11 protein-coding genes are annotated in these 11741 nt (G+C 74.7%); 6 read left to right on the forward strand and 5 right to left on the reverse strand.

The window, feature by feature from the left end; translation table 11 throughout:
- Positions 1-61: 61 nt before the first annotated feature.
- The 5 genes from ACI8AK_RS23065 to ACI8AK_RS23085 all read right to left on the reverse strand — a co-directional run bounded on the left by ACI8AK_RS23065 (position 62) and on the right by ACI8AK_RS23085 (position 5484).
- On the reverse strand, positions 62-1741 hold the full coding sequence (locus tag ACI8AK_RS23065) for an MDR family MFS transporter (RefSeq protein WP_456958175.1): 1680 nt from the start codon (positions 1739-1741) through the stop codon (positions 62-64).
- A 70-nt stretch (positions 1742-1811) separates the two neighbouring features.
- On the reverse strand, positions 1812-2414 hold the full coding sequence (locus ACI8AK_RS23070; RefSeq protein WP_387984997.1) for a TetR family transcriptional regulator: 603 nt from the start codon (positions 2412-2414) through the stop codon (positions 1812-1814).
- Between the two features lie 63 nt (positions 2415-2477).
- Complete coding sequence (locus ACI8AK_RS23075; protein WP_456958176.1) at positions 2478-3047, reverse strand: hypothetical protein; 570 nt, start codon at positions 3045-3047, stop codon at positions 2478-2480.
- A 73-nt stretch (positions 3048-3120) separates the two neighbouring features.
- Positions 3121-3939, reverse strand: coding sequence for an IclR family transcriptional regulator domain-containing protein (locus tag ACI8AK_RS23080; RefSeq protein ID WP_456958177.1), 819 nt, complete (start codon positions 3937-3939; stop codon positions 3121-3123).
- Positions 3940-3990: 51 nt separating this feature from the next.
- On the reverse strand, positions 3991-5484 hold the full coding sequence (locus ACI8AK_RS23085; protein WP_456902028.1) for an amidohydrolase family protein: 1494 nt from the start codon (positions 5482-5484) through the stop codon (positions 3991-3993).
- A 212-nt stretch (positions 5485-5696) separates the two neighbouring features.
- On the opposite strand from ACI8AK_RS23085, the gene ACI8AK_RS23090 reads away from it, so the two are divergent.
- The 6 genes from ACI8AK_RS23090 to ACI8AK_RS23115 all read left to right on the forward strand — a co-directional run bounded on the left by ACI8AK_RS23090 (position 5697) and on the right by ACI8AK_RS23115 (position 11640).
- Positions 5697-6890 carry a CaiB/BaiF CoA transferase family protein gene (locus ACI8AK_RS23090; protein ID WP_456951396.1) on the forward strand — a complete coding sequence of 398 codons (1194 nt, stop codon included), beginning with the start codon at positions 5697-5699 and terminating at the stop codon, positions 6888-6890.
- On the forward strand, positions 6887-7708 hold the full coding sequence (locus ACI8AK_RS23095) for a citryl-CoA lyase (protein WP_387984983.1): 822 nt from the start codon (positions 6887-6889) through the stop codon (positions 7706-7708). Before ACI8AK_RS23090 ends, ACI8AK_RS23095 begins: the two co-directional genes overlap by 4 nt.
- Entirely contained in the window at positions 7701-8576 is an 876-nt protein-coding gene (locus ACI8AK_RS23100; RefSeq protein ID WP_387984980.1) for a DODA-type extradiol aromatic ring-opening family dioxygenase, read from the forward strand. Before ACI8AK_RS23095 ends, ACI8AK_RS23100 begins: the two co-directional genes overlap by 8 nt.
- Positions 8573-8932 (forward strand): hypothetical protein, encoded by a 360-nt coding sequence (locus ACI8AK_RS23105; protein WP_387984977.1) that lies wholly within the window; start codon positions 8573-8575, stop codon positions 8930-8932. Before ACI8AK_RS23100 ends, ACI8AK_RS23105 begins: the two co-directional genes overlap by 4 nt.
- A gap of 17 nt (positions 8933-8949) precedes the next feature.
- The gene (locus ACI8AK_RS23110) at positions 8950-9921 is read left to right on the forward strand and encodes a zinc-binding dehydrogenase (RefSeq protein WP_456902031.1); all 972 of its coding nucleotides are present in this window, start codon (positions 8950-8952) and stop codon (positions 9919-9921) included.
- Positions 9922-10107: 186 nt separating this feature from the next.
- Positions 10108-11640: a S8 family serine peptidase gene (locus ACI8AK_RS23115; RefSeq protein ID WP_387984971.1), complete on the forward strand. Its 1533-nt coding sequence runs from the start codon at positions 10108-10110 to the stop codon at positions 11638-11640.
- Positions 11641-11741 lie beyond the last annotated feature (101 nt).

Consider the following 11741-nt stretch of genomic DNA (forward strand, 5'->3'; position numbering starts at 1 on the left):
GGACCGCGCGGGTCCCGGGCCACCGGGGTACAGCGCTCGCCGGGGTGCCGCCCCGGCACGGTCAGACGGGCAGCGCGTCGTCGTCCCGCTTCTGCAGCGTCGGCCCGGGCGCCGGGACGGCGGCCTGCGCGCCGGACCGCAGCAGGGTCGCGAGCTCCTCCTCGGACTCCACCGCCTCGCCGCGGGCCACCATGCCGGCGTGCTCGGCGAGCGGGATCTCCCTGAGCACGAAGGACAGCAGCAGGGCGACGGCGAGGATCGGCACCAGGTACCAGAACACCGGCGCGAGCGAGTCCGCGTAGGCGTCGACGATCGCCGTCCGCAGCGGGTCGCCGGCCGCGTCGACCGCCGACGGCACGAGGGTGTCCGGCGAGGTGATGCCCGCGGCGGCCGCCTGCTCGGCGTTGCCGGTCAGCGCGCCGGTGAGGTTCTCGGCCAGCCGGCTGGTGAACAGCGTCCCGAACACGGCGACGCCGAGGGTGGCGCCCACCTCGCGGAAGTAGTTGTTCGTCGAGGTGGCGGTGCCGATCTGGGTGGCCGGGACGGCGTTCTGGGCGGCCAGGACGACGTTCTGCATGATCAGCCCGAGGCCGCAGCCGAGCGCGAGGAACATCGCGCCGATCGTCCACAGCGACGTGTCCCCGGCCAGCGTGGTCATCCAGACCATCGTGGCGAGGATGACCGCGACGCCGGCGGTGGTGAACCGCTTGTAGCGGCCGGTGCGCAGGATGACCGCCGCCGAGCTCTGGATCGTGAGGATGATCCCCGCGGTCATCGGCAGCATGAGCAGCCCGGAGTTCGCGGCCGACAGCCCGGAGCTCATCTGCAGGAACGTCGGCATGAACGCGATCGCGGAGAACATGCCGAGGCCCACGGCCATGCCCATCGCGGTGGCGACGACGAAGGTCGGGTTGCGGAAGAGCGACAGCGGGACGATCGGCTCGACCGCGCGCCGCTCGACGAGCACGAACGCGACCGCGCAGACGACGAAGGCCGCGGCCAGCGCCAGCGTCCACGGGTCGGTCCAGCCGTCGCTGCCGCCGAGGTCGGTGAAGAGCACCAGCGACGTCGTGGTCGCCGACAGCGCGACGATCCCGGCGACGTCGAGCGGGGTGGTGCTGCGCCGGCGCGGCAGCGACAGCGCGAACCAGCCGATGAGGAAGGCGCCCACGCCGACCGGCACGTTGATCCAGAAGCACCACTCCCAGCCCAGGGCCGCGGTGTCGGTGAAGAAGCCGCCGACGAGCGGCCCGGCGACGGCCGACAGGCCGAACAGGGCGCCGATCGGGCCCATGTACCTCGCGCGCTCCCGGGCCGGGACGATGTCGGCGATGATCGCCTGCGACAGGATCATCAGCCCGCCGCCGCCGAGGCCCTGGACCCCGCGCCAGACGACGAACCAGGTGAAGTCGGGCGCGAGCGCGGCGCCGATGCTGGCGACGGTGAACAGGCCGATCGCGACGAGGAACAGCGTGCGCCGGCCCCACAGGTCGCCGAACTTGCCGTACACGGGCATGACCAGGGTGGTGGCCAGCAGGTAGGCGGTGGTCACCCACGCCATGTGCGAGACGCCGCCGAGCTCGCCGACGATGGTCGGCATCGACGTCGAGACGATCGTCTGGTCGAGGGCGGCGACGAGCATCCCGGCGAGCAGCGCCGAGAAGATCAGGTTGATGCGGCGGCGGGTCAGGACGATGGGCGGGGCGGTGCCGTCGGGCGGCGGGTTCACGTCGTTCTCCACGGGTCGTGCGACGGTGCCGCGGGCGCGCGGCACCGAGGGGGCGAGCGGACGGCGCCGGCCGCTCGGGGGATCAGGGGCGCGGGGCGGGCAGCCCGGCGGCGAGCGCGTCCCAGGCCTCGTCGACGAGGCGGGGCAGCGGCACGGTGAAGTCGGCGGCCAGCCAGCGGTGCAGCGCGGTGCGCAGGGCGACCCCGGCGACGGCTGCCAGCAGGGTGGGGTAGGCGTCGACGCCGACCCGGGTGCCGGTGCGGGCGGCGACGGCGTCGGCCAGTGCCCGCTCGGAGGCGCCGAAGGCGGCGTGCAGGCGGGCCAGCAGGACGGGGTGCTCGTCGATGACGCGCAGCCGCAGCGGCCACACGCCCTCGGGCTCCTCGGCCATCGCGGCGGCCTGCCCGGCCTGCACGGCGCGCAGCGCGGTGACCGGGTCCTCGCCGGCCGGGCGCGCCGTGAACCGCTCGGCGACGAGCGCGGAGTCGGCGGGGTCCAGGCCCAGGACGGCGTCGTCCTTGGTGGGGAAGTAGTTGAAGAACGTCCGCGGGCTGACCCCGGCGCGCTCGGCGACGTCGTCGACCGAGACGGCGTCGAGCCCGCGCTCGGCGACCAGGTGCAGCGCGGCGGCGTGCAGCGCCGAGCGGGTGGCGAGCTTCTTGCGCTCGCGCAGGCCGGAGGTCACCCGGACATGATCCCGCGAAACGTGCAGTCCGTGCAAGCTTGCGCGGACTGCACGGCGTGTCGCTCAGTCGCGGTCGCGCTGCCGCTCGATCGCCTCCAGCACCGTCCTGCGGCCCCTGCCGAGGTCGCGCTCGGCCCGCTCGGCGCGGTCGAGCTGGGAGTCGCCGTGCATCTCCGCCACCTTCTCGCGGGCCTCGGTCGCCTTCGCGTCGACCAGCTCGGCGGCCCTCCGGGCCTCCTTCGCGGCGTCGGTGTTCGCCACGTGCTGCTCGTCGGAGCCGCGCTTGCGTGCGTCGGTGGCGCGCTCCTCCTCCTCGGACAGCAGCTCCCAGGCGGCGTCGGGCAGGTACCGCTTCGTCCCGCCCTCACCGCGGGCGCGGTCGTCGCCGTCGGCGGTGTGCCAGTCCTGCCGGGTCCACTCCTGCAGGTGTCGCTGCGACGCGCTGCGCTCGCCCTCGTGCCGGTAGCCGCCGCCGGCCCCCTCGTACTCGGAGGCCAGCAGCTGGCTCTTGCGGGCGCTCCACTGGCCGGGCCGCCCGCCCCGGTCCCCGGCCTCGATCTCCTCCTTGAGCCGCGCGCGCAGCTCCGGGTCGGTGTAGTCCTCCTCGTAGTCCTCCGCCGACTTCCCGCTCACGGGACGGGGACTACCCATCCGGTCGCCCCTCATCCGCCGCGTCCCACCCGGCCGTGTCTCATCCGACCGTGTCTCATCCGACAGAGCGCGAGCGGTCCACCTCCACGTGCGGGCGCGACTGCCAGCGCGCCCAGTCCGCGCTCACCTCGCCGGCGGTGCGCAGCAGTGCGGGCAGGTGCTCGGCCAGCAGCCGCTCGGTCGAGGTCTCGGCGGCGTGCACGGTCACGTTCATCGCCGCGCGCACCGCGCCGGTGCCGTCGCGCACCGGGACGGCGACCGACCGCACGCCGGGCGCGAGCTCCTCGTCGGCCAGTGCCCAGCCGCGGGCGCGCACCTCGGTCAGCTCCTCACCCAGCTGCTCGGCCGTGCGCCCGATGTAGGGCGGCAGCCCCGAGCGGCTGGGCTCGGCGAGGGTGGCCTCGAGCCGGTCGGGCGGCAGGGCGGCGAGCAGCACCTTGCCCTGCGAGGTCTGGAGGGCGGGGAACCGCGTGCCGATCTCGACCCGCAGGGTGATCAGCTTGGGCACCGACACCCGGGCCACGTAGACGATGTCGGACCCGTCGAGCTGCGCCATCGACGACGACTCGCCGGTCCGCGCGACCAGCGCCTCTATGTGCGGCCGGGCGAGGTCCCACAGCCCGAGCGCGCCGACGTAGGCCATCCCGAGCGACAGCACCCGCGGGGTCAGCGAGAACGTCCCGCCGGCCGACCGCACGAAGCCCAGCTCCTCGAGCGTGAGCAGCAGCCGCCGCGCGGTCGGCCGGGCCAGCCCCGCGGCGGCCGCCACCTCCGACAGCGTCATGGCCGGCCGGTCGGCGCCGAAGCAGGTGAGCACGTCGAGCCCGCGCGCCAGCGCCTCGACGAAGTCCGGCCCCTCACCGCGTCCGGCCACGACCGCACCCCCTCCTCCGGGATCGGGATCCCACGTACCCGGGCCGGGTCGTCACCGTTCCCAGGAGAGGTGGCGCTCGAAGGCCTCCTCCCGGGCTGCGTGCGTGGTCTCGGAGCGGTAGTCGGTGTACTGGTACGGGTTGTCCAGGACCTCGGCCGACGGGAGCTCCGGGTCCATGCCCACCTGCCAGACGTCCTCGCCCATGTCGGCGCGCAGGTGCTCGACGGTGGCCTCGACCTCGCGCCGGACCGCGGCCAGGTCGACGCCGACCAGCCGGTGCTGCGACTTCACGACCCGCCCGTCGACGAGCACGGTGTGCACGTCGCCCCGCTGCGCCTGGAACGCGACGTGGCCGTACGGGTTGAGCAGGGGGAAGGACACCGGCGAGGCGTCGTTCTTGACCAGCACGACGTCGGCCTTCGCGCCGGGGGTGAGCCGGCCGAGGTCGTCGCGGCCCAGTGCCGCCGCCCCGCCGCGGGTGGCCCAGGAGACGACGTGCTGCGCGCGCAGCGCCAGCTGGGTCACCGTGTCGCCCTTGAGGTGGGCCTCGAAGTGCTCGCGCGAGCGGTCGGCGCCCAGCGTGGCGCGCATCGCCGAGAACAGGTCACCGCTCCACCACACGCTGGTGTCCATCGACAGGGACACCGGGATGCCGTGGGCGCGCACCTGCCAGGTGGGCGGGTAGCCCTGGCCGGCGCTCTGCTCGGACTCCGTCGACACCGAGACCGACCCGCCGGTGGCGGCGATGCGGTGGTAGCTGTCGGGGGAGAGGGACGCGGCGTGCACGTACACCGTCTCCGGCGTCGCGAAGCCGTGCTCGTGCATGAGCCGGATGCCGTCGTCGTTGGTGGCGCCCCAGACGCCGGCGTGCGTGGTCACCGGCAGGCCGAGCTCGCGGGCCACCTCGAACGCGGCCTTCTCCGGGAACGCCGGGTCGCCGGTGACGTCGAAGGCGAGCTGGAAGCCGAGCAGGTCGCCGGCGCCGGTGCGGCGGCGCTCGAGGAACGCCTGCACGGCCTTGTCCGCGGTCCACTCCCACGGCGCGGCCTGGATGTTGCCGTAGGCGAGCACGTACCGGCCGGGCACCGACTGCAGCGCGTCGACGGCGGCCTCGGCGTGGTCGACCGTCTGCAGCCCGTGCGACCAGTCGACGACGGTGGTGACCCCGGCCTCGAGTGCCTCGAGCGCGGCCAGCCGGTTGCCCGCGGCGACGTCCTCGGGGCGGAAGCGGCGGCCGTGCTCGAGGTAGTACCAGACGAAGTACTGGGTGAGGGACCAGTCGGCGCCGTAGCCGCGCATCGCCGTCTGCCACATGTGCCGGTGGGTGTCGATCATCCCCGGCATCACGATCCCGTCGGTGGCGTCGACCTCCTGGGCGCCCTCGGGCGCCTCCAGCGCCGGGCCCACGGCCGCGATCCGGTCGCCGACGACGAGGACGTCGGCGTCGCGCAGGACCGTGCCGGCGTCGTCCATCGTCAGCACCGTGCCGCCGCGGAACACGACGGGGCGACCGGCCTGCGGCGCCGGGGTCTGGGGCTCGGTCATCGTGCTCTCCTCGGACGTCGCTGGCTCGACGGACGCTTGTCCGCTGGGCGAACACGCCGTGCGGACCGGGCCACCCTGCTCGTGACCTGCCGCACATGTCAAGACGACGCCCCTGCGGTTGACACGGCTCGGTAGGGGTGCCGAGACTCGGCGCGACCGGCGGACGACTGTCCGCTGGTGCCAGCCCCGATGCCGAGGAGCGCGACGCGACGATGACGGCAGCACCCGGCGCGCCGAACCCCGAGGGCCCCCTCGCCGGCCTGCTCGTGGCCGACTTCTCCCGGATCCTCGCCGGCCCCTACGCCACGATGCTCATGGCCGACCTCGGCGCCGAGGTGGTCAAGGTCGAGGGCCCGCGCGGCGACGACACCCGCACCTGGGCACCGCCGGTCCGGGACGTCGGCGGGGAGGGGGTGTCCACCTACTACCTGGGCGTCAACCGCAACAAGCGGTCCGTGGCGCTGGACCTCGCCGACGACGCCGACCTGGCCGCGGCCCGCGAGCTCGCCCGCCGCGCCGACGTCCTGGTGGAGAACTTCAAACCCGGCGGCCTGGCCCGCTTCGGCCTCGACTACGACACGGTGGCCGCCACCAACCCCGCCGTCGTCTACGCCTCCATCAGCGGCTTCGGCAGCGGCCCCGGCGGGCGGTCGCTGCCCGGCTACGACCTCATCGTGCAGGCCATCTCCGGGCTGATGAGCCTCACCGGCGACCCGGGCGGCGACCCCTACCGGGCCGGCGTCGCCGTCTTCGACGTCATGGCCGGCCTGCACGCCACCATCGGCGTGCTGTCCGCGCTCAACCAGCGGCACGCCACCGGCCGCGGCCAGCACGTCGAGGTGAACCTGCTCTCCAGCGCACTGTCCGGGCTGGTCAACCAGACCTCGGCGTACGTCGCCGGCGACGTCGTCCCGTTCCGGATGGGCAACAGCCACCCCAGCCTGTTCCCCTACGAGCCGCTGCCCTGCGCCGACGGCGACCTGATCGTCACTGCCGGCAACGACGGCCAGTTCCGCAAGTTGTGCGAGGTGCTCGGCGTGCCCGAGCTGGTGGAGGACCCGCGGTTCCTGCACAACGAGGACCGCACGGCCAACCGCGAGGAGCTGCGGCCGCTGCTGGTCGAGCGGCTGAGGACCCGCACCAAGATGGAGTGGTTCCGCGACATCATCGCCGCCGGTGTGCCGTGCGGGCCGATCAACACCGTCGACCAGGGCGTCGCCTTCGCCGAGGAGGTCGGACTGGACCCCGTGGTCACGGCGGGGGAGGGCGGCGCCGCCGTCCCCTCCATCCGCAACCCCATCCGGTTCTCCGGGACGGCGGCGCGGTACCGCTTGCCACCGCCCGCGCTCGACGAGCACGGTGCGGAGATCCGCCGCTGGCTGGCCGAGGGCGAGGAGACGCCGTGACCGAGGACGGGTACCCGACCGCGCTGGGCGCCTCGAGCCGCGAGTCGATCACCCTGCTCGGCACCGACCTCGCGCGCGACGTCATGGGCACGGTCGGCTTCGGCGAGCTGGCGTTCTGGCTGGCCACCCAGCGCCGGCCCACGCCGGGGGAGACCCGGGTGTTCGAGGCGGTGCTCGCCGCGCTCGCCGACCACGGCTTCACCCCGACGGCGATCGTCACCCGGCTGACCTGGCTGTCCGCGCCGGACTCGGTGCAGGGCGCGCTCGCCGCCGGGCTGCTCGGCGGCGGCTCCCGCTTCCTCGGCGTCACCGAGGACTGCGGCCGGTTCCTGCACGACGTCCTGGTGTCGGCGGGCGAGCTCCCGGCCGACGACGCCGGCTGGGACGCCCTCGCCCTGGAGACGGTCACCGCGCAGCGCGCGGCCGGCCGGTTCGTCCCGGGTCTGGGCCACCACGTGCACAAGGACGGCGACCCGCGCACGCCGCGGCTGTTCGAGATCGCGGGCGAGGAGGGCCTGGTCGGCCCGCACCTGTCGCTGTTCGCCGCGATCGGCCGGGTGCACCCGCAGGTGCTCGGGAGGACGCTGCCGCTCAACGGCGCCGGCGTCTGCGGCGCCGCGCTGGCCGACCTCGGCCTGCCGCTGGAGCTGCTGCGCGGCTTCGCGCTGCTGGCCCGCACCGCCGGGCTGATCGGCCAGCTCGCCGAGGAGCTGCGCCACCCCGTGGCCAACCGGGTCTTCCTGTCGGTCGACCTGGACAACCGCTCCGTCCCGCCGGACCCCTACGAGCCCGAGACCCTGGGAGGCAGTCATGGCTGAGGTGGCCGCGGTCATCGCGTCGACCCACCACCCCTTCTACTACCGCGCGAGCACCTCGACCGGCGCGGACCGGCCGCCGTTCGCCGACGAGTGGGTGGCCAAGATCGAGCGCTTCCGCGAGACGCTCACCCGGGCCGAGCCCGACGTGCTGGTGATGGTCGGCAGCGACCACTTCCACCAGCTGTGGCTGGACAACATGCCGCAGTTCCTCGTCGGCAAGGCGCCCTTCTTCGACGCCAACTGGTACAACGAGGAACGCGAGTTCGGCCTGCCGCGGATGACGCTGCGCGGCGAGGAGGACCTGGCCGCGCACCTCCTGCGGGACGGCCTCGACCGCGACTTCGACCTGGCCTTCTCCAACGAGCTGCGGATCGACCACAGCATCACGTGCCCGATCATCACGCTGCGCCCGCAGGCCGACCTGCCGATCGTGCCGGTCTACACGAACATCTTCGCCCCGCCGCTGCCGCAGCCCCGGCGCTTCGTGCAGCTCGGGAAGGCGATCCGGGAGATGGTCGAGTCCTGGGAGTCGGACGAGCGGGTGGCGATCATCGGCACCGGCCACCTGTCGCTGGAGCTCGGCGGCCCGCGCCAGTTCGGCGAGCACGGGCCCGACCCGGAGTTCGACCGCAAGGCCGTCGAGTGGATCGCCTCCGGCGACGTCGAGGGCTGCCTGGCCGAGGTGTCGCTGGACTCGCTGCACGCCCCGGGCAACGCCACCCACGGCTTCATGGACTTCATGCTGATGATGGGCGCCGCCGGCGAGGGGCAGAAGGCCGACCACGTCGACACCCTCGACCTGTTCCACACGATGGAGGCCTACTTCACCTGGTACCCGAACGGCGTCCCGGCGGAGGTGCGGCGGTGAGCAGGTACCTGCTCGACAAGTTCCTCTTCACCGTCGACCGCGACCCCGCCCTCGTCGAGCGCTACCGCGAGGACCCGGCCGGCACGGTCGAGTGGTGGGAGGCCGAGATGGCCAACAAGATCCTCAACTGCACCGACGACGAGCGGTCGACCTGGCTGGAGTTCACCGAGGACGAGCGGCGGGCGCTGCGCGAGCACGACCACGTGACGCTGTTCCAGATGGGCGCCCACCCGTTCCTCACGCTCACGCTGTTCATCGCGATGTTCGAGCGCGACCACGGGCCGCTGGAGTACCAGAAGGCCTACGGGAAGGCGATGGAGCACATCACGCTGCCCTATCCCGACATCACCACCTGACGTGCGGGTCACCTGACGTGCGCGCCGCCGTCGTCCGCGCGCCCGGGACGCCGCCCGAGCACGCCGAGCACCCCGACCCCGCCGCCGGGCCGGGCCGCACGCTGGTGCGGGTCACCGCCGCGCCGATCGTGCCGCTGGACCTGCTGTGCGCGTCGGGCACGTCGTACTTCGGCGCGCCGGCGGTGCCCTACGTGCCGGGCGTGCAGGGCGTCGGCGTCGTCGAGGAGTCCGGCCGGCTGCCGGCCGGCACCCGCGTCTGGTTCGCGACGTCGGCCGGCATGGCGCCCGGCGACGGCAGCCTGGCGCAGCGGTGCGCCGTCGACGACGAGGACCTCGTGCCGCTGACCGCCGGCCTGCCCGACGCGGCGGTCGCGGCGATCGGCCTGTCCGGCGTCGCCGCGTGGATGTGCCTGACCTGGCGCGGACGGCTGCAGCCGGAGGAGACCGTCGTCGTCCTCGGGGCCGGCGGCGCGGTGGGCCAGGCGGCGGTCGGCGCGGCGCGGGTGCTCGGCGCCGGGCGGGTGGTGGCGGTCTGCCGCTCGACCACGGCGCGGGAGCGGGCCCGCGCCGCCGGCGCCGACGCCGTGGTGCCGCTGACCGGCGACGTCGACGCGCTGGCCGCGGCGCTGGCGCAGGCGTGCCCCGGCGGCGCGCACGTCGTCGTCGACCCGGTGTTCGGCGTCGCGGCGACCGCGGCGTCGCGGGTGCTGGCGCCGGGCGGGCGGCTGGTCAACCTGGGCGGGGCGTCCGGCGACGAGGCGGTGTTCTCCTCGGCGGTGCTGCGCGGCCGCTCGGCCGAGGTGCTCGGCTACACCAACAACGCGCTCACCCCGCGGCAGCGCCGCGACGCGCTCGGCGCGGTCCTCACCGCGGCCGCCGCCGGCCGGGTCGCCGTCGCGCACGAGACGGTGCCGCTGGCCGACGTCGCCGGCGCCTGGGCGCGCCAGGCCGCGGGCGACGCGGGCGTCCGGCTGGTCGTCGTCCCCTGAGGTCCGCCCGCGAGTGGCGCGGAGCGGGCCGTCACGTCGGCTCCCCTCTTCGGGTGGCCCCTCCGCCCCTCGGGGAGACACGAAGCGCAGTGGTCCCGCTACTGGGAGTGCCACCCCGACCGGGGCGGTCTCACGGATGAGATGGGCACACCACATGCAGTCACCACGCACACCCGGACCCCGGCGATGAGCCGCGGTCGGGGGCGTCGAGCCGGACGCGGGATCGCCGCGCTCGCCGCGACCACCGCGGCGCTGGGCGGGTTCGTCGCGACCGCCGGGCCGGCCGGCGCCGCCCCGCTCGGCTACGACGTCAGCGCCAAGGGATCGCTGTACCACATCGCCCAGGCGGTCGGGGCGCACGACTCCTACCGGGCCGGCTTCACCGGCCGGGGCATCGGCGTCGCGCTGATCGACACCGGCGTCACCGAGGTGCCCGGGCTGGACACCGGCAACGTCGTCAACGGGCCCGACCTGTCCTTCGACAGCCAGGACCCGGAGCTGGCGCACCGCGACGCCTACGGGCACGGCACCCACCTGGCCTCGATCATCGCCGGGCGGGACGTCGCCGGGACCCCGGTGTCCTACACCGACCCCGGCCGGTTCAACGGCATCGCGCCCGACGCCACCCTGGTGGACGTCAAGGTCGGGGCCAGCGACGGCGCGGTCGACGTCACCCAGGTCATCGCGGCGATCGACTGGGTCGTCGAGCACCGCGACGACAACGGGATGAACATCCGCGTCCTGAACCTGTCGTACGGCACCGACTCCACCCAGGACACGCGCACCGACCCGCTGGCCTTCGCCGTCGAGCAGGCGTGGAAGGCCGGCATCGTCGTGGTGGTCGCCGGCGGCAACGACGGGTCGACCAACCACAACCTGGCCAACCCGGCCCGGGACCCCTACGTCCTGGCGGTCGGCGCGGCCGACACGCAGGGCACCGTGGACCCCGTCGACGACACCGTGCCCTCGTGGGCCACCCGCGGCACCAACCAGCGGCACGTCGACGTCGTCGCTCCCGGTGTCTCGGTCACGGGCCTGCGGGTGCCCAACGGCTACGCCGACGAGCGGCACCCCGACGCCCGCCGGGGCACCCGCTTCGCCGTGTCGTCGGGGACGTCGCAGGCCGCCGCGGTGGTCAGCGGCGAGGTCGCCCTCCTGCTGCAGGAGGACCCGCGGCTGACCCCCGACCAGGTCAAGCGGCAGATCATGTCGACGTCGTCGCCGTTCGACTCCACGACCAACCAGTACCGCGGCAACGGGCTGACCGACGTCCGCCAGGCGCAGGTCAAGCCGAACAACAACACCACCCAGTCGCCGCAGTTCTACGGCACCGGCACCGGCTCGATCGAGGCCTCCCGGGGGACGTCGCACGTCGACCACGACGGGGCGCTGCTGCAGGGTGAGGTCGACGTCTTCGGCAACGCCTGGGACGGCCGCGCCTGGGCCACCGCGTCCGCCCGGCAGACGGCGTGGGTGGGCGGCCGCTGGCGCGGCCACCTCCTCACCGGTGACGGCTGGGAGGGGACGACCTGGCGCACCGTCGAGTGGACCCAGCCGGCCTGGGACACCCGCCAGTGGCGCGACGCGTCCTGGACGACCCGGCAGTGGCGGGACGGCTCGTGGACGAACACGACGTGGTCGACCCGCCAGTGGCGCGACGCGTCCTGGTCGACCCGCCAGTGGCGGACGGCCGACCTGTCCAGCGCCTCGTGGTCGTGACCGCGGTCGTGGGCGTGGTCCGGGGGGGGCGGGGCGCGCGGCGGGGGCGGGGGGCGGGGCGCCCCCCCGCGGCCCGCCCCCCCCCCCCCCCCCCCGCCCCC

The sequence above is a fragment of the Geodermatophilus sp. SYSU D00867 genome, from assembly GCF_054050315.1.